This window comes from Grimontia marina (genome assembly GCF_900060185.1).
Lineage (GTDB): Bacteria > Pseudomonadota > Gammaproteobacteria > Enterobacterales > Vibrionaceae > Enterovibrio > Enterovibrio marinus.
In genome coordinates this window covers 15,898-31,734 of the sequence record NZ_FIZY01000021.1, presented here as the reverse complement: position 1 = coordinate 31,734, position 15,837 = coordinate 15,898, and the positions used below count along the sequence as shown (strand labels likewise).

The 15,837-nt window shown below is 49.9% G+C and carries 18 protein-coding genes; 11 read left to right on the top strand and 7 right to left on the bottom strand.

Annotation, left to right across the window (positions count from 1 at the left end; translation table 11 throughout):
- The first annotated feature begins 75 nt into the window (after positions 1-75).
- The 5 genes from GMA8713_RS12285 (at position 76) to GMA8713_RS12265 (ending at position 3,789) form a co-directional block, all read left to right on the top strand.
- Positions 76-426, top strand: a complete 351-nt coding sequence (locus GMA8713_RS12285) for an ArsC family reductase (RefSeq protein ID WP_039849830.1) — start codon at positions 76-78, stop codon at positions 424-426.
- A 31-nt stretch (positions 427-457) separates the two neighbouring features.
- The gene (gene dapE / locus GMA8713_RS12280; RefSeq protein WP_062710010.1) at positions 458-1,594 is read left to right on the top strand and encodes a succinyl-diaminopimelate desuccinylase; all 1,137 of its coding nucleotides are present in this window, start codon (positions 458-460) and stop codon (positions 1,592-1,594) included.
- Entirely contained in the window at positions 1,591-2,265 is a 675-nt protein-coding gene (locus GMA8713_RS12275) for a M15 family metallopeptidase (RefSeq protein WP_062710007.1), read from the top strand. The genes dapE and GMA8713_RS12275 overlap by 4 nt, the downstream gene beginning before the upstream one ends.
- Positions 2,266-2,267: 2 nt before the next feature.
- A complete protein-coding gene (locus GMA8713_RS12270) occupies positions 2,268-2,477 on the top strand; it encodes a DUF2897 family protein (protein WP_062710004.1) in 210 nt (69 codons plus the stop codon).
- 208 nt (positions 2,478-2,685) lie between these two features.
- Entirely contained in the window at positions 2,686-3,789 is a 1,104-nt protein-coding gene (locus GMA8713_RS12265; protein WP_062710001.1) for a phosphoribosylaminoimidazolesuccinocarboxamide synthase, read from the top strand.
- Positions 3,790-3,855: 66 nt separating this feature from the next.
- Here GMA8713_RS12265 and bamC read toward each other — a convergent pair whose 3' ends face one another.
- Positions 3,856-4,881 carry an NlpB/DapX family lipoprotein gene (gene bamC / locus GMA8713_RS12260; RefSeq protein WP_062709998.1) on the bottom strand — a complete coding sequence of 342 codons (1,026 nt, stop codon included), beginning with the start codon at positions 4,879-4,881 and terminating at the stop codon, positions 3,856-3,858.
- 18 nt (positions 4,882-4,899) lie between these two features.
- Complete coding sequence (gene dapA / locus GMA8713_RS12255) at positions 4,900-5,778, bottom strand: 4-hydroxy-tetrahydrodipicolinate synthase (protein WP_062710191.1); 879 nt, start codon at positions 5,776-5,778, stop codon at positions 4,900-4,902.
- A gap of 221 nt (positions 5,779-5,999) precedes the next feature.
- Between dapA and bcp the strand changes: the two genes are divergently transcribed.
- Positions 6,000-6,470, top strand: coding sequence for a thioredoxin-dependent thiol peroxidase (gene bcp / locus GMA8713_RS12250; RefSeq protein ID WP_062709996.1), 471 nt, complete (start codon positions 6,000-6,002; stop codon positions 6,468-6,470).
- Between the two features lie 67 nt (positions 6,471-6,537).
- Here bcp and GMA8713_RS12245 read toward each other — a convergent pair whose 3' ends face one another.
- The 3 genes from GMA8713_RS12245 to GMA8713_RS12235 form a co-directional block, all read right to left on the bottom strand.
- Positions 6,538-7,977, bottom strand: coding sequence for an FAD-dependent oxidoreductase (locus GMA8713_RS12245; RefSeq protein ID WP_232314428.1), 1,440 nt, complete (start codon positions 7,975-7,977; stop codon positions 6,538-6,540).
- Positions 7,978-8,115: 138 nt separating this feature from the next.
- Entirely contained in the window at positions 8,116-9,195 is a 1,080-nt protein-coding gene (locus tag GMA8713_RS12240; RefSeq protein ID WP_062709991.1) for an AI-2E family transporter, read from the bottom strand.
- Positions 9,196-9,207: 12 nt separating this feature from the next.
- Positions 9,208-9,429 carry a sulfurtransferase TusA family protein gene (locus tag GMA8713_RS12235; protein WP_062709989.1) on the bottom strand — a complete coding sequence of 74 codons (222 nt, stop codon included), beginning with the start codon at positions 9,427-9,429 and terminating at the stop codon, positions 9,208-9,210.
- 171 nt (positions 9,430-9,600) lie between these two features.
- Between GMA8713_RS12235 and bepA the strand changes: the two genes are divergently transcribed.
- Genes bepA through GMA8713_RS12215 form a run of 4 tightly spaced genes read left to right on the top strand, consistent with a single transcriptional unit; the run spans position 9,601 to position 12,446 of the window.
- Entirely contained in the window at positions 9,601-11,058 is a 1,458-nt protein-coding gene (gene bepA, locus GMA8713_RS12230) for a beta-barrel assembly-enhancing protease (RefSeq protein WP_062709986.1), read from the top strand.
- 30 nt (positions 11,059-11,088) lie between these two features.
- Positions 11,089-11,433: an arsenate reductase (glutaredoxin) gene (arsC, locus tag GMA8713_RS12225; RefSeq protein ID WP_062709983.1), complete on the top strand. Its 345-nt coding sequence runs from the start codon at positions 11,089-11,091 to the stop codon at positions 11,431-11,433.
- Positions 11,433-12,014 (top strand): NAD(P)H:quinone oxidoreductase, encoded by a 582-nt coding sequence (gene wrbA, locus GMA8713_RS12220; RefSeq protein ID WP_062709980.1) that lies wholly within the window; start codon positions 11,433-11,435, stop codon positions 12,012-12,014. Before arsC ends, wrbA begins: the two co-directional genes overlap by 1 nt.
- 18 nt (positions 12,015-12,032) lie before the next feature.
- Positions 12,033-12,446: a DUF2069 domain-containing protein gene (locus GMA8713_RS12215; protein ID WP_062709977.1), complete on the top strand. Its 414-nt coding sequence runs from the start codon at positions 12,033-12,035 to the stop codon at positions 12,444-12,446.
- A 79-nt stretch (positions 12,447-12,525) separates the two neighbouring features.
- On the opposite strand, the gene GMA8713_RS12210 is transcribed toward GMA8713_RS12215, so the two are convergent.
- A complete protein-coding gene (locus GMA8713_RS12210) occupies positions 12,526-13,641 on the bottom strand; it encodes a DUF2066 domain-containing protein (RefSeq protein ID WP_198159498.1) in 1,116 nt (371 codons plus the stop codon).
- A 261-nt stretch (positions 13,642-13,902) separates the two neighbouring features.
- Between GMA8713_RS12210 and GMA8713_RS12205 the strand changes: the two genes are divergently transcribed.
- Positions 13,903-15,144, top strand: coding sequence for a uracil-xanthine permease family protein (locus GMA8713_RS12205; protein WP_062709971.1), 1,242 nt, complete (start codon positions 13,903-13,905; stop codon positions 15,142-15,144).
- Between the two features lie 66 nt (positions 15,145-15,210).
- Here the strand turns inward: GMA8713_RS12205 and upp are convergent, their stop codons facing one another.
- The gene (upp, locus tag GMA8713_RS12200) at positions 15,211-15,837 is read right to left on the bottom strand and encodes a uracil phosphoribosyltransferase (RefSeq protein ID WP_062709968.1); all 627 of its coding nucleotides are present in this window, start codon (positions 15,835-15,837) and stop codon (positions 15,211-15,213) included.

The following is a 15,837-nucleotide window of genomic DNA, read 5'->3' as shown; positions in this document are numbered from 1 at the left end:
CGCTTCACGCCTTGCTTTCAGCACTTTGCGATGTCAATCTAGCACCCTCGACGTAGCACTATGAGGAAACAGTGAATGACCACAATGGTTTACGGGATTAAGAATTGCGACACCATCAAGAAAGCGCTGAAGTGGCTTGATGCGGAAGGCAAACCGTACACGTTTCATGATTACCGTAAAGACGGTATCGATCAGGAAATGTTAAAGCAATTTGTGGAAAAGCTGGGCTGGGAAGCTCTGGTTAACAAGCGCGGTACCACCTTCCGAGGACTTTCCGAAGAACAAAAGAACAACCTAGATGAATCCAATGCCGTCTCTTTGATGCTGGTTCACCCTGCTATGATTAAGCGCCCTCTTTTGATTCACAACGACACGTATCACCTCGGCTTTAAAGCTGCAGAGTACGAAACAATTTTTAGCGAATAACACCGTTTTAAGAACAAGGACACACAACCCCATGACAGACAGTGCGGTATTGTCTCTGGCCAAGGAATTAATAGGCCGTCCATCCGTGACTCCAGAAGATGAAGGATGTCAGGAATTGATGATCGAGCGCCTCGAAGCGCTGGGATTCAACATTGAACGTATGGTGTTTGAAGACACCACTAACCTATGGGCTCGTCGCGGTACCGAAGGCCCACTGTTTGCCTTTGCTGGTCACACCGATGTGGTACCAGCAGGCCCTTTAGAGAAGTGGAAAACTCCTCCTTTTGAACCGACGATCGTAGACGGTTACCTGCTTGGCCGTGGCGCGGCAGACATGAAAGGCTCACTGGCGGCGATGGTCGTAGCAACTGAACGCTTTATCGCAGAAAACCCAGATCACAACGGTTCACTGGCATTCCTTATCACCTCAGATGAAGAAGGCCCATTTATCAACGGAACGACCCGTGTTGTCGATACCCTGATGGCACGTGATGAAATCATCGACATGTGCATTGTGGGTGAACCAAGCAGCACCGACGCGGTGGGTGATGTGGTCAAGAACGGTCGTCGCGGCTCACTGACTGGTGATGTCACCTTCAAAGGTATTCAGGGCCACGTTGCCTACCCACACCTTGCGAAAAACCCGGTTCATCTGGCGCTGCCAGCACTCGCAGAACTGACCAGCGTGCAGTGGGATGAAGGTAACGCCTACTTCCCGCCAACCAGCCTGCAAATTCCAAATGTCGCCGCAGGTACAGGCGCAAGCAATGTGGTTCCAGGTGAGTTCCATGTCCAGTTCAACTTGCGCTACAGCACCGAATTGACCGCGCAGGACATAGAAACCCGCACTCACGCCATCTTCGATGCGCATGGCCTGGACTACGATATCAAATGGACCTACAACGGCTTGCCGTTCCTGACAGATGCAGGTTCTTTACTTGATGCTGTCGTTGAAGCCGTGGACGAAGTGAACAGCGAGAAGCCTCAACTTCTTACTACGGGCGGAACTTCCGACGGTCGCTTTATCGCGCAAATGGGTGGTCAGGTGATTGAACTGGGTCCAGTCAACGCCACCATCCACAAAGTGAATGAGTGTGTGAAGATTGATGATCTCGAGAAACTGACTGACATGTACCAGAAGGTGCTGGAGAAAGTGCTGGCAAAATGAGTTGGACCCTTTCATCACTGACAGGACAATCACAAGACCATCTGTGTACTCTCGCAGAGGGTCTGATGCTGCATAAAGAAGTTCAGGCGGATTTCTTGGCCCTGCAAAGTTCGGCAGAAAAAGCCGGCTTTGAACTCACCATTGCCAGCAGCTTTCGTGATTTCAGCCGTCAGCAGATGATATGGGACAACAAGTTCAATGGCCTACGCCCCATGCTTGATGGCAACGGAACCCCTTTGGATGCCAGCCAGCTCAGTGATGACGACAAAGTCCGGGCTATTTTGCGCTGGTCGGCCTTGCCGGGGGCAAGCCGTCATCACTGGGGCACCGATATCGACATCTATGCCAGAAACCTCCTGCCTGAAGGTATCTCCATCCAGCTTGAACCTTGGGAATACCTTACCGGACACCAAAAGCCTTTCTTTGATTGGCTTTTGGCCAACATGAAAACGCACGGCTTTTACCTTCCTTATCGTGAAGATAGAGGCGGTGTGGCATTTGAGCCCTGGCATATCAGCCACATCCCAACCACGCAAGGGGCGCTGGATATCCTCACGCCTGATGCACTCCGCACCGCGATCGCATCTTCTAACATCGCTGGACGGGAAACTGTGCTAAACCAGCTGGATTGGATATATTCTCAATACGTCTCGAACGTTTGTGAGGTCTGAGCATGGATATACTCACCAACCCCTACGTGATCATTTTCATTGTGGTCGCCGTTGTGGTCAGCAACATCATGGCACTGAAATACACGGCCAATGCCAAATTCGGTATGAAGCAAAAGCCCAAGCCAAAAGATGAAGACCAAAGCAACGAGCAAAAGAAAGAGCGAAAACCTTACGATGATGAGGATGACAACGACAAATCGTCTTTCTGGTGATCGATAGCGGCGACCATAGGGTCGCCTTTTTTCTGTCTGAAACTTTTTGCGCAAACGTTTGCGTTTTCAGTAACAGCCCCTGTTCAGTTCTGGTATCATGCAAGGCGTTTGGAGGGTGAGAGTCAGGAAGTCGCCGCTCTCACCGCATAGAATGTTGTCTTGCCAGTGACGAAGCCTCGTCCGGCCACTTTTAGATAGGAATGTCTCAATGAGCCTTGCGGATCAAGTTCTCGCCGTTAACGACGATCTTCCCATTCGTACCCACCAACCTGTTCACAGCGGTAAAGTCCGCTCTGTCTACTGGCTGACAGAAGAAGACAGCAAACGTCTTATTCAGGAAAAAGGCTATGACGTTGCCCCTGATGCGCCACTGGCCATCATGGTGATCAGTGACCGTATCTCCGCGTTCGATTGCATCTGGCATGCCGAAGGCGGCCTGAAAGGCGTACCGGGCAAAGGTGCTGCATTGAATGCCATTTCCAACCACTGGTTTCGCCTGTTCAAGGAAAATGGCCTGGCTGACAGCCATATTCTTGATATTCCCCACCCGTTCGTCTGGATTGTTCAAAAAGCCAAACCCGTGATGATTGAAGCGATTTGCCGCAAATACATCACTGGCTCCATGTGGCGTGCCTATGCAAAAGGCGAACGTGAGTTCTGCGGCATTGAATTGCCTGAAGGGCTGGAGAAAGATAAAGCCTTGCCAGAACTCCTTATCACGCCGTCAACCAAAGGTATTTTGCGCGGCATTCCAGGTGTGCCTGAAGCGGATGACGTCAACATTACCCGCAAAAATATCGAAGACAACTTTGCTGCATTTAATTTCTCATCGGCTGCTGACATTGCGCGATACGAAACCCTGCTCAAAGAAGGTTTCGGTGTGATCAGCAATGCATTGGAAGCAATTGACCAAACCTTTGTCGACACCAAGTTTGAGTTTGGTTATGTCACTGATGCGGCAGGTAAAGAAAAGCTCATCTACATGGATGAAGTGGGTACCCCAGATTCTTCACGTATTTGGGATACTAAGGAATACGAGGCTGGCAATATCGTGGAAAACTCCAAAGAAGGCTTCCGCCAGTTTCTGCTGAACTACTTCCCAGATCCAGACATTCTGCTCAACAAAGAACGTATGCCAGAGCGTGAAGCTTTAGCTCGCGATAACGACCTGCCCGTTGAAGCGCTGATGGACATTTCACGTACCTACATTGGTATTGCCGAGAAAATCACTGGCGCACCGATTCATCTGAGTGACAACCCGAAACAGGAACTCATTGATATCCTGAAAGAAGAGTACGATTTGATCGACTGATTCATAACAAAGCGATAGACAAAAAAAGAGGACGCCTAGGCGTCCTCTTTCTCGTTCTGTACAGACTTATTGGTTGTTCAAACGCTCTACGGCGGCAGTGAATGCCGGCGCGATACCTGCCAGCACATCTTCGCCTACAGGCTTGCCTGAACTGTCCGTCACGTTGATTGACGTACGGTTACCCAAATCACCCAACAGGATGTTGTAGTTCTTCTTGCTAAGTTGCAGTGGCAATACACCAATTTCTTCCCAGAACTCGTCGTCCGGAGACTTGTATTCCACACTCAGCGTACCTTGTGAACGGTTTCGGTCTTCGATAGTGAAGCCAAGCTCACTCAGCATGTTCGGGAAGCGCTCCCAGAACACTTCGTAAGGCGCACGGGCAATAATCACCGGTGAACCACCACGGTCTTTACCCAGACTGATTGGGATGTTCTTCACCAACTCCAATGCACGCAGGCGCGCTTCTTCACGCAGGTCAGCATCATAGCGGGCAGTGATCATGTTGGTCATCTGCGCGTTGTAGCGGTCACGTGATGCCTGAGTCAGGTTATCTGGCGAGCCGTTACGTTTCCATTCCACCATTTCGATGTGGAAACCTTTACGGCCACGATCTTGAGCAGGCGTCACTACGTAACGGCTTTCGATAACTTCTTCGTCTTCATCAATGGTCCAGACTAACCAGTCAGTTTCAATGCCATCTGGCGAGGAGGTACGAACCGGGATCTGAGAGTTAGCGACCATATCTTCGATGGTTGACCAAAGACGCAGGGCTTGATCTTCACGAGGCATCCATACGGTGACGCCTTGTCGGTTACGCTCATAGCGCGCACCAGGGATCAATTCGAGAATTTGCTGAGGGGGACGGATATCAATATCACGACCCACCGGGCCTTGGAAATCATTAGCTGGAATGCGGTAGGCACCGGAAAACTCAGGCTGCTGATCGGGAAGGTTTTTCCAATCTGACAGCGGTGGTGTTTCAAGGTATTTAAAATCATCCGACGCCTGACGACGCGAATCAGCGCTTGAGCAGGCCGCCAGCATAGCGACCATCACAGCACTCAAGCCGAACTTAAAAACAGGTTTCATTAAAACTCCAAAGAAGCGTTACAGCACGCCTGCATCTACAAGAGCCTGCTTCACTTTAGGCTGCAGCTTTGCATCCAAAGTGGTCAGCGGCAGACGCAGTGTTCCGTCCGCAATCAAGCCCATTTCATGCAATGCCCACTTCACTGGAATAGGGTTCGCTTCAACGAAAAGATCTTTGTGCAGAGGCATTATCTTCTCATTGATTGAACGGGCTTCGTCCATTTCTCCTGCCAGCGCCAGTTTGATCATTTTTGCCATTTGCGCAGCAGCAATGTTGTTGGTTACTGAAATCACGCCATGGCCACCAGCGGCAACAAAGTCCAGACCAGTGAAATCATCACCACTCAGTAAGATAAAATCTTCGCCACAAAGTTCACGGTGGATGCGAACACGGTCCAAATCGCCGGTCGCATCTTTGATGCCAACAATGTTTTCAAACTCAGAAAGACGCGCAACAGTCTCAGGCAACATGTCAGCGACAGTACGACCTGGTACGTTGTACAGAATCTGTGGAAGTTCGCTCGACTCAGAGATAGCTTTGAAATGCTGGTACAGACCTTCCTGAGATGGTTTGTTGTAGTAAGGCACCACGCTCAGACAGCCTGCGATACCAGAACCTGCAAACATTTTACTGAAGGTAATGGCTTCATGAGTTGCATTTGCACCAGTACCTGCGATGACAGGAATGCGTCCATCGGCGAATTCGAGTGTCTTCAGAACAATCTTGATATGCTCTTCTACGGTGACAGTGGCAGATTCACCTGTCGTCCCGACAGAGACGATGGCGTCAGCGCCTGCATCAACATGAAAATCAACGAGATTTTTCAAACTGGCGTAATCGACTTCACCAGAGCTATCCATAGGCGTGACAAGTGCCACGATACTTCCTGAAAACATTTCCATCTCCAAAAACGCGTTTTGACCCATGGTACTTTTGGCGACAGGCAAAAACAAGCACGCAGAGGTGCCTTATACCCTGTGTTTGCGCGGTTGATCACCGAGAAAATGAACGATATTGTGCGCTTGGACGTATTGCCACTCGCGACAATGATTTATCCGCGTATTTTAACGAGACGTGTGCTCACTCGTTGCGACATGAAAATTAAGAAGGAAGAAACATGCAAACGCTCGAAGCCGGTGCAGCAGCACCAGAATTCTCGCTGCAAGACCAAAACGGAAACACTGTCTCTTTGAGTCAGTTCAAAGGCAAAAACAAGGTGTTGGTTTACTTCTACCCGAAGGCAATGACACCGGGTTGCACAACTCAAGCCTGCTCACTGCGTGACAGCAAAGCAGAACTGGATGCACTGAACACCGTCGTTCTCGGCCTAAGCCCAGATCCAGTGAAAAAGCTGAAAGGCTTTGAAGAAAAGAAAGAGCTGAACTTCACCCTGCTGAGTGATGAAGACCACGCTGTTGCCGACGCTTTCGGTGTCTGGGGCCCGAAAAAGTTCATGGGCAAAGAGTACGATGGTATTCACCGTCTAAGCTTCTTGGTCGATGAAAACGGCGTTATCGAACGTGTGTTCAACAAGTTCAAAACCAAAGACCACCACGATGTGGTGATCAATTACCTGAAAGGCGAGTAATCGCCACAAGAACGCGAAAGGCCGTCATGTGACGGCCTTTGATGTTTAGGCATTTGAAATAAGCAGGTTATTTTTCTGGAAATGGAATTGCCAATGCTTCCGGGTAACCTCTGAGTGCCGTTAACGCTTTCGCTTTCTCTACTACCTGTGCTTCAGTGAATGACTCAGTCAGCGGCAGTGGTGGAGTATTCCAACCAGCAGGCAATTTCACACCGTGATGACATTCCAACTGCTCAAGGATGCGATCAGCTGCTTGCAGTGCGGATGAGGCTTTTACCAGTTCGACACGTGCGTAGCGTTCACTTTCAAAGGACGCGTCAGCCGCGCGCAAACTCGGGTCGTCTCCTGGAATTTGCTGAGCGCCACAAAGCGGCTTTCCACCCACCTCAGCTTGCTCGAATGCTGGTAGCCAATTGGCGAAGTGGGAAATGGCACGGGAAGTACGCTCGCGGATTTCAGACCATTCCCAGCCACCATCAGCTTTCACCACCATGCTTTCAGGCAGCGGCGGATAAGCGGTTTCTCCATCACTTTTCACCAAACCACCTTCAAACAAAGTGATTTCCTGCGTCATACCATGAAGCTGAATGAAGCCTTGAGGATATGGTGTAAGTTGCGCCATCCCCTGAGGCGTGCCGCGTTCTCCGTGAATAATCACTTCCGGCCATTGGCCGGGTTTTGATGGCCAATGAGCCACATATGCCGCCTTGTACTCGACCCAGCGCTTTCTTGGGGCGGAAACCATATCGTCCAGTTTACCTGTCCGGAAACCGGCAGCATTGATGAGGTAATCGACACGTTGCGATATCACTTCGCCATCCACGTTCTGCGCGTGAATGGTCCAGCCTTCATGCTCTTTGACCAAATCAATGACCTTATGGCCAAGTTTCATCTCGCAATGAGATGACTTTTCTAGCCCTAGGGCAGCAGTGGCCGCTAAACGGAAAACACTCAGTCCATATTCCTGAACCACAACTATCGGGTATTTGAAACTGTCATGCGGCATGTGGTGCGCCACAGGAATCATCCATTCCTGTGGCGTTTTAGGTGATTCAGGCAGTGGGAGCTGAGCCAATGCGGCCATGTCTTCACGGGAAAACAGCGTGTAGTAATCCTCAGGGGGGCCTAATACGGCATTATTCCGGTCTTGATCAACCAGTGCTTTGTAATGCGCAGTAAGTGCGTCGAGACGATTCAAAATCGCTTCAGGTTCTCCCGGGTCTGATGTCGGAATAGCAATAACCGTCGGACGCCGGTTAACAGAGTGCGGATAGGCTCGAACGGTAGCAATAGATTGCTCCAGCAGTGTTACACACTGCTGTTCAGAAATCTCGCGGTACAGGTTTCCCCCTGCGTGCAGGTGACAAATCGGTGGCCCACTGACGAGGCTTTCCCCTGCTTCAAACAGCACGGTATTGATGCCCAAACCCGACAGTTTCAACGCTGCAGTCGAACCGGCAACACCGCCCCCCACTATGCCAACAATAAACGGTTTGTTTAACGTCAACGCACTACCCTCAACACACAATTCGGTCTTTTATTTCATTCTAATCGCAGCCAGCCCTTGAGCCTGGCAAAAATAAAGAGAGACCCAAATTCAGGTCCCTACTTTTTGATTACTCACTTTATCACGGTGAAGATCATTTTAGTTGTTAGTTTCTGCTATTGCTTCTTCCGGTTCATTGGAAGGCAGCGCGTTCCATACCGCTTTCACCAGAGTTGCCAGTGGGATAGCAAAGAAAACGCCCCAGAACCCCCAAAGCCCTCCGAACACCAGCACGGCAACGATAATCGCCACAGGGTGCAGATTCACGGCTTCGGAGAACAAAACCGGCACCAACACATTACCGTCAAGCGCCTGAATAATGCCGTATGCCAGCATCAGGTAACCCAACTCTGGACTGATTCCCCATTGGAACAGTGCGACCATAAAGATTGGCAGGGTAACCGCTGCCGCACCGATATAAGGGATCAGCACCGACAAGCCGGTAGCTACACTCAAAAGCGCAGCATAACGAAGATCTAACACAGCAAAGGTAATGTAGCTGGTGACTCCCACGATGATAATTTCCGTCACTTTGCCACGGATATAGTTTGAGATTTGCTCGTTCATCTCCATCCCAACTTTGTTGGTCAACTTACGATTGCGCGGCAACAAGGAAGTGAACGAACGCATCATCTCTTCTTTGTCTTTTAGGAGGAAGAAGACCAGCAGCGGCACCAGTATCAGGTAAACAGCCAATGCGGCCAAACTCACTAGTGACGACAGTGAACTTTTCACCACAGTTTCCCCCATACCAAGCACTCGGCTTTGCAGAGTATCGATAAACGCATTCACCATATGTGGCTGAATAAGATCAGGATATTCATCGGGCAAGTGAGACAGGTAACTTTGGAAGTCGTTGAACATTTTCGGAATGTCAGCGATGAGGTTGATGATCTGGTTCCAGATCGTTGGCATCAACCCAAAAAAAGCGAGGATCATAAAGCCCACAAAAAGCAAGAGGACCAGAATAACCGACAAGGTACGGTTCAGACCCAATTTCACCATTTTGGCAACAGGCCATTCCAACAGATAGGCCAATACGATAGCGACAAGAAGTGGGGCAATCAGGTTGCCGAAAAAGTAAATGACCACAAAGCCCATGATGAGCAACGCAATCAAGCTGACTGCGTGCGGGTCTGAGAACCGTCGCTGATACCAACGGTTAAGCATTTCTAGCATGTAGTTTCCTGTTTATAGTTTGGTGACGTTAACCACCGTCGCTCCCTGAACAGGTTGGCACTCAAATTCAAAACCACTCTTTTCCAAGTAGCGGGGAATATCCTTCAAGGCGCCACTGTCCGTAATGTATAGCGCTATTTGCTGTCCTTGCCTCAGTGATGCACAGGCTCTTTTCGCCAAAAGCAGCGCCATAGGGCAACGCTGCTCACGCAAATCAAGGGATTGAATTTCCATTCTTTCTCGCTGACCGCTATTATCGTCGGCATTGTATACTCAAACAACGCGGATAAGTAGTTTGGGTATTCTGACAACCTCGCCGCGAAAGCCAGAACCTCTCGCCCGCCTCGTTGTCTATCTATATCAACACCCAAAAGATTTCGCGTGCTGGAGGCACCAACGTCAGTCATGCAGCTTTTCAAAAAAGCCACAACGAGCCTTCTAATTGCTTCTCTTGTCCTCACATCGCCAGTGATGGCTACATCGTACAGCGATCTCCCTGAAATCGGTACAGCCGCAGCAGGCACGCTGACCGTAGAGAAAGAAATCGAATATGGCGACGCTTACATGCGCATGCTTCGTGGCAGCCAGCCTATTGTTAATGACCCAGTATTGTCGGAGTATATTTCCTCTCTGGGTGCATCTCTGGTTGCCAACGCCAATGATGTTAAAACACCTTTTGAGTTTTTTCTGATACGGAATCGTGACATTAATGCCTTTGCTTTCTTTGGTGGTCACGTTGCCTTACACACAGGTCTGTTTCTCCATGCACAGAGTGAAAGTGAGCTCGCTTCTGTGGTCGCCCACGAAATTGCACACTTAACGCAACGCCACCTAGCCAGAGCAATGGAAGATCAGGCGCGTAAAACGCCGCTGACTATGGCTGCATTAGTGGGTTCCCTGATGCTGGCAATTGCAGCTCCCCAAGCAGGGATTGCCGCAGCGCAGGCAACGACGGCGGCTTCTATCCAAAGCCAAATCAACTACACACGAAGTAACGAGAAAGAAGCCGACCGCATTGGGCTGGAAACCCTTTCACGCTCTGGGTTTGACGTAAATGCGATGCCCGTGTTCTTCACGCGCATGGCAGACCAATACCGCTTTGCATCGAAACCGCCACAGTTCTTGTTGACTCACCCATTGCCAGACTCGCGTATCACCGATTCACGCTCCCGCGCGCAGCAATATCCGCAACACACTGTTCCTTTGTCACCGGAGTACCATCTTGCCCGTGCCCGTGTGGTTGCTCGTTTTACCGGCATCGACAGTACTGCCGCCTTAGACTGGTTTAACCGACAACTTAATAAAGCTTCCCCTGCTCGCGCCCAATCACTGAATTACGGAAAAGCGCTGGTGTATATCGACAGCAGACAATTCGATAAAGCCGGGGAGTTGCTCACACCACTTTACAAGGCCCAGCCAAATAACCGCTTCTATCTTGATGCGATGACAGATCTAGACGTTGCTCAAAAACAGTATGATGCAGCTCTGAAACGCCTTGATAAAGCGCTAGCAAGTCAACCGAACAATGCCGTATTGCTGTTAAACCGTGATTACGTTTTGGTAAAAGCAGGACGTTATGAAGAGGCGATTAAAGGTCTAGTAAAAGTAACACACCGTTTTCCAACCAACACTAACGGTTGGTCGTTACTTCAGGAGGCTTACGACAGCAAGGGGGTCCGCCACGGCGCGCTTGCAGCGCAAGCAGAGCTATATGCCCTTCAGGGGCGCTGGCACAAGGCCATTAATAATTACACACAAGCCAGCCAGCTTGTGGAACTTGGCAGCCTTGATCAGGCTCGCTACGATGCACGTATAGATCAGCTCAGGGCGCAGGAAGCGCGCTTCGCGGAAATGCAGCGCTGAGCGACAAGCTAAAACGAAAAAGGAACTGTCATGTCAGTCACTATCTATCACAACTCTCGTTGCTCTAAGAGCCGTCAAACCCTAGCGCTGCTCGAAGAAAAGGGCATCCAGCCAGACGTCGTAGCCTATCTGGAAACACCGCCATCTGCAGACACTTTAAAAAACCTACTGGAGCAATTGGGCTTCGACTCACCACGCCAAATGATGCGCACTAAAGAAGCGCTCTACAAAGAGCTACAACTGGCTGATGCGACGGATGAGCAACTCATTCATGCCATGGTTGAAAATCCAAAGCTGATTGAACGCCCGATCGTTGTCGCGAATGGTAAGGCTGCAATGGGTCGTCCGCCAGAAAACGTACTGGCCATTTTGTAATGACTGAGATTCTGGTTCTCTATTACAGTCGACATGGTGGGACAAGAAATATTGCCCGCATGATTGCCCGTGGTATTGAAGCATCAGGCGCAGTGGCAAGATTGCGCACCGTGCCTGACGTTTCCTTTATTGGAGAAACACCATCAACAGAGGTTCCGGAAGACCCATATGTGTCGATTGAGGATTTGAAAGCGTGCCATGGTTTAGCACTTGGTAGCCCAGTTCGCTTTGGCAACATGGCGGCACCGCTCAAACATTTTATCGACAGCACAGCCAAGGACTGGCTGGCTGGCACCCTGATTGGAAAGCCTGCGGTGGTATTTACATCAGGCTCCATGTTGCATGGTGGTCAGGAAACGACCCTCAACACCATGATGCTGCCGCTACTTCATCATGGCATGGTGATTGTTGGTTTACCTCACTCAGAGCCCGCCCTTCACACCACCCAAGGTGGCGGATCACCCTATGGCCCATCACACATTACAGGTGAAGGTCGACGCCAACCAGATGCCGAAGAGAAAAGTCTCGCCATTGCTGGCGGTAAGCGGCTGGCAGAGATAGCCGCACGCCTCAAAGATTGATAAAAAGGAGTTATCCCGTTGTTTTCTTCCAGTTCAGCACTGAGGCCTCTGGCTCTCAGTGCATATTTAGCACTCATTAGCTGGGTCGCTTTGTGGCATGGTGTGATTTCACCGCACCCACATGTTAACCCTATCGGTGTAGCTATCGCTTGGATGCTTCCTCTGCTCTTGCCACTTATTGGTATTTTGAAGGGTAAAGCCTATACCCACGCTTGGGCCAATTTCATTTTGATGTTCTATTTCCTTCATGCGTTGACCATTCTATGGGTCGATGTAGGAGAGCGTCGGCTGGCTTCCATTGAGTTAGTGCTGACTTCCTTATCTTTTGTCTGCAACGTTTATTATGCCAAGCGCAAGGGACAGGAAGAAGGGCTGGGACTGAAGAAACTTTCCCAAGTTGAGAAAGAAGAAAAAGCACGTTTCGAGCAATAAGCATCAAATCGTTACCAATAAAAAAGCAGGTTTATCAACCTGCTTTTTTGGATTCCAGCGAATGATACTTAGATGCTGCTTAGCCAATCCACTCATACTGAATCGCCGCTTCTACTGGCTCTGCAACAGGTGTCGGTTCAACTGGCACAATCACACCATCAACGCTTTCTGTCACCAACGGGGATGTAGTCTCTTCAATGACGGGTTCAGGCAGGGCTTCAACGCGACGTAGGCGACGGTCTACCATCATTTCATTGTGGAAGATGTCTTCAGAAGCCAACAGGCTAACCCGAAACGTTGCAGTGCCCTCAATAATCGATTCAAGACGCAAGGACGCTACTGAATTCAAGCCTTTCAATGTACGTTCAATGACAAAGAAATCTTCGGCATCATCAAGACCCGATACCTCCAGCACTTTTGCATCACTGTCTGCCACACCAAGGTTCACCGCCAAGCGGGCAGAATAGAAGTCAGCCATCTCATCAATCATGGTAGCGAATGCTTGTTCTGGCACACCGGACGCACGACCTTCTACAGGTGCATCTTTACCGATACTTGCTGCATTGGGGAACAACTGCCAACTGATACCGTTATTGCGCACCTTTACCACGGCAACACCTGCGGGGTTGTATCTCGCACTTGCCTGAGCGATAGGTCCTGCGAATCCTCCCCAAAGATCGGGAATAGACACAGCAACCACATCGTCAAAGTCACCCACAGGCATCAAAACAGGTAAACCACGGCGTTCACCTTCCGCTTTCAGCTCATTGATGAGTGGAGATACAGATTGCTCCCACACCACATTGCGCTGAGAAGCATTATCTTCCACCAACCAGAATAGGATTTCCGGGCGCGGAGTACCCCAATAAGTCGCTTGGGACTGGGTAAGAAGTGTACGTATCTTGCGGTCGTCAAAACCAAGTACCAGTGAACGTTGACCGTCAACATCACCGTAACCAAGCTGGGTGATGTATTGATTCACCGTTGGCAGGGTTTTCTGAATAACCGGATTGTTACCCACTTCAGACTGGCCAGACGCTCGGATAAGCACATCAACAAATGCCGCCTCTTTTGCAGCCTGTTCCGTTGCTGCATCACTGTCATCCAATACCACTTCTGCACTGAACAGTGAGGTCGCCATTGCACTGGTTTGTCCTAGTACGAGTGCCAAAACGAAAATGAAGATTCGTAACATATATTTGCCAGATAACTCGATTTTTAAACGTTGATCATAAAGTGAAGCCCTATTGTCAGCAATGGCTAAACACCGAAATTGAGTGTTATACCAACCGTGTACCATTCAATAGGCACGCTTGCTGTTAACTCATTGACAATTTTTCTGACAGAAAGTTTGTCTCTGGCCGCTTAGTATTTCGACAGTATGCAATAGCTCACTTAAATGCCACATAAATCATGGTAGTATCCCACGATTTTTTAAATTTCAGGAAGGTGCGTCATGATGCAAGTTTTACAAGGGGCACAAATGCTATTTGTTGCCTTTGGCGCTTTGGTGCTGGTTCCACTCCTTACGGGACTTGACCCTAACGTCGCTCTTTTCGGTGCCGGTATTGGTACCCTTCTATTCCAAATCATCACCAAACGTTCTGTCCCCATTTTCCTCGCCTCCTCTTTTGCCTTTATTGCACCGATCTTATTCGGCGTCCAGACTTGGGGCATCCCTGCAACCATGGGTGGCCTGATGGCGGCAGGCTTGGTGTACGTCTGTATGGGCGGGTTTATCAAAGTGCGTGGTGTTGGCTTCATCCACAAACTGCTGCCGCCTGTGGTGGTTGGTCCAGTGATCATGGTGATTGGTCTGGGTCTGGCACCTGCAGCCGTTAACATGGCGGTGGGTAAATCTGGCGACGGCGCCATTCAGCTGGTTGATGGCTCAGTAGCGCTTTGGGTTTCAGCAGTTTCACTCATCACGACCATCGCAGTGTCAGTGTTTGCCAAAGGCTTTTTTAAGTTGGTACCGATTCTCGCTGGTATCGTCTCAGGCTATGTGGTTGCCCTTTTCTTTGGCGTGGTTGATTTTTCCCCGGTTCAAAACGCTGCTTGGCTGGCTATGCCAAACTTCACTGCACCGGAATTCAACATCAACGCAATTCTGTTCATGATCCCAGTCGCCATTGCGCCTGCCGTTGAGCACGTGGGTGACATGCTGGCGATTTCAAATGTGACCAACAAAGACTACCTGAAAAAGCCAGGTCTTCACCGCACTATGGCAGGCGATGGCGTTGCGACCATGGCTGCTTCGATGTTTGGTGCACCACCAAACACCACTTACAGTGAAGTGACAGGCGCCGTGATGCTGACACGAGCATTCAACCCAGCCATCATGACCTGGGGTGCCATCACGGCGATTGTTCTGGCATTTGTTGGTAAACTGGGAGCAATTTTGCAGACCATTCCCGTTCCTGTGATGGGCGGCATCATGATCCTGCTGTTCGGTTCTATCGCAACCGTTGGTCTGAATACCTTGATCAAAAATCAGGTCGACCTACACAAAGCGCGCAATTTGGCGATTGTAGCGGTCACTCTGGTATTCGGTATCGGCGGTATGGCCTTTGGTATTGGCGAGTTCAGCCTGCAAGGTATCAGCCTTTGCGGTATCGTTGCGATTTTGCTGAACCTCATCCTGCCGCACGACATGGGTGAAACCCACGTTGTTGACAACGCGCAGATGGAAGATTAATTCTCCGGACCAAACGAAAAGAGGCTTCCAAATGGAAGCCTCTTTCATATTTCGGTTTCGTGCTATTTATTTGGTGCCGAAAATCTTATCGCCTGCATCGCCCAGACCTGGCACGATGTATCCTTTGTCGTTCAGTTTCTGGTCGATTGCTGCAGTGTAAAGCTCTACATCCGGGTGCGCTTTTTCCAGTGCATCAATACCTTCAGGTGCGGCTACCAAAACCAGCACTTTGATGTTGTCACAACCGTGCTCTTTCAGCAGGTCGATGGTTGCGATCATAGAACCACCAGTTGCCAGCATTGGGTCAACCACCAGCGCCATACGCTCGTTGATATTGCTCGCAAGCTTGTGGAAATAAGGAACCGGCTCCAGCGTTTCTTCATCACGGTAAATACCGACCACACTGATACGTGCGCTTGGAATGTGCTCCAATACACCGTCCATCATGCCCAAGCCTGCACGCAGAATTGGAACAACAGTCACTTTCTTACCCTTGATGCGGTCGATTTCAACCGGGCCATTCCAGCCTTCAATGGTCACTTTTTCAGTTTCGAAATCTGAAGTCGCTTCATAGGTCAGCAGGCTGCCTACTTCTGTCGCCAACTCACGGAAACGCTTGGTGCTGATATCACCCTCACGCATAAGACCGATTTTGTGTTTTACCAGCGGGTGCTTAACTTCGACGACTTTCAT

What these genes read in the sequence shown, in the direction of transcription:
- GMA8713_RS12285 (WP_039849830.1), top strand. Translation starts at nt 76, where the DNA reads ATGACCACAATGGTTTACGGGATTAAGAATTGCGACACCATCAAGAAA.
- dapE (WP_062710010.1), top strand. Translation starts at nt 458, where the DNA reads ATGACAGACAGTGCGGTATTGTCTCTGGCCAAGGAATTAATAGGCCGT.
- GMA8713_RS12275 (WP_062710007.1), top strand. Translation starts at nt 1,591, where the DNA reads ATGAGTTGGACCCTTTCATCACTGACAGGACAATCACAAGACCATCTG.
- GMA8713_RS12270 (WP_062710004.1), top strand. Translation starts at nt 2,268, where the DNA reads ATGGATATACTCACCAACCCCTACGTGATCATTTTCATTGTGGTCGCC.
- GMA8713_RS12265 (WP_062710001.1), top strand. Translation starts at nt 2,686, where the DNA reads ATGAGCCTTGCGGATCAAGTTCTCGCCGTTAACGACGATCTTCCCATT.
- bamC (WP_062709998.1), bottom strand. Translation starts at nt 4,881, where the DNA reads ATGAAACCTGTTTTTAAGTTCGGCTTGAGTGCTGTGATGGTCGCTATG.
- dapA (WP_062710191.1), bottom strand. Translation starts at nt 5,778, where the DNA reads ATGTTTTCAGGAAGTATCGTGGCACTTGTCACGCCTATGGATAGCTCT.
- bcp (WP_062709996.1), top strand. Translation starts at nt 6,000, where the DNA reads ATGCAAACGCTCGAAGCCGGTGCAGCAGCACCAGAATTCTCGCTGCAA.
- GMA8713_RS12240 (WP_062709991.1), bottom strand. Translation starts at nt 9,195, where the DNA reads ATGCTAGAAATGCTTAACCGTTGGTATCAGCGACGGTTCTCAGACCCG.
- GMA8713_RS12235 (WP_062709989.1), bottom strand. Translation starts at nt 9,429, where the DNA reads ATGGAAATTCAATCCCTTGATTTGCGTGAGCAGCGTTGCCCTATGGCG.
- bepA (WP_062709986.1), top strand. Translation starts at nt 9,601, where the DNA reads ATGCAGCTTTTCAAAAAAGCCACAACGAGCCTTCTAATTGCTTCTCTT.
- arsC (WP_062709983.1), top strand. Translation starts at nt 11,089, where the DNA reads ATGTCAGTCACTATCTATCACAACTCTCGTTGCTCTAAGAGCCGTCAA.
- wrbA (WP_062709980.1), top strand. Translation starts at nt 11,433, where the DNA reads ATGACTGAGATTCTGGTTCTCTATTACAGTCGACATGGTGGGACAAGA.
- GMA8713_RS12210 (WP_198159498.1), bottom strand. Translation starts at nt 13,641, where the DNA reads ATGTTACGAATCTTCATTTTCGTTTTGGCACTCGTACTAGGACAAACC.
- GMA8713_RS12205 (WP_062709971.1), top strand. Translation starts at nt 13,903, where the DNA reads ATGATGCAAGTTTTACAAGGGGCACAAATGCTATTTGTTGCCTTTGGC.
- upp (WP_062709968.1), bottom strand. Translation starts at nt 15,837, where the DNA reads ATGAAAGTCGTCGAAGTTAAGCACCCGCTGGTAAAACACAAAATCGGT.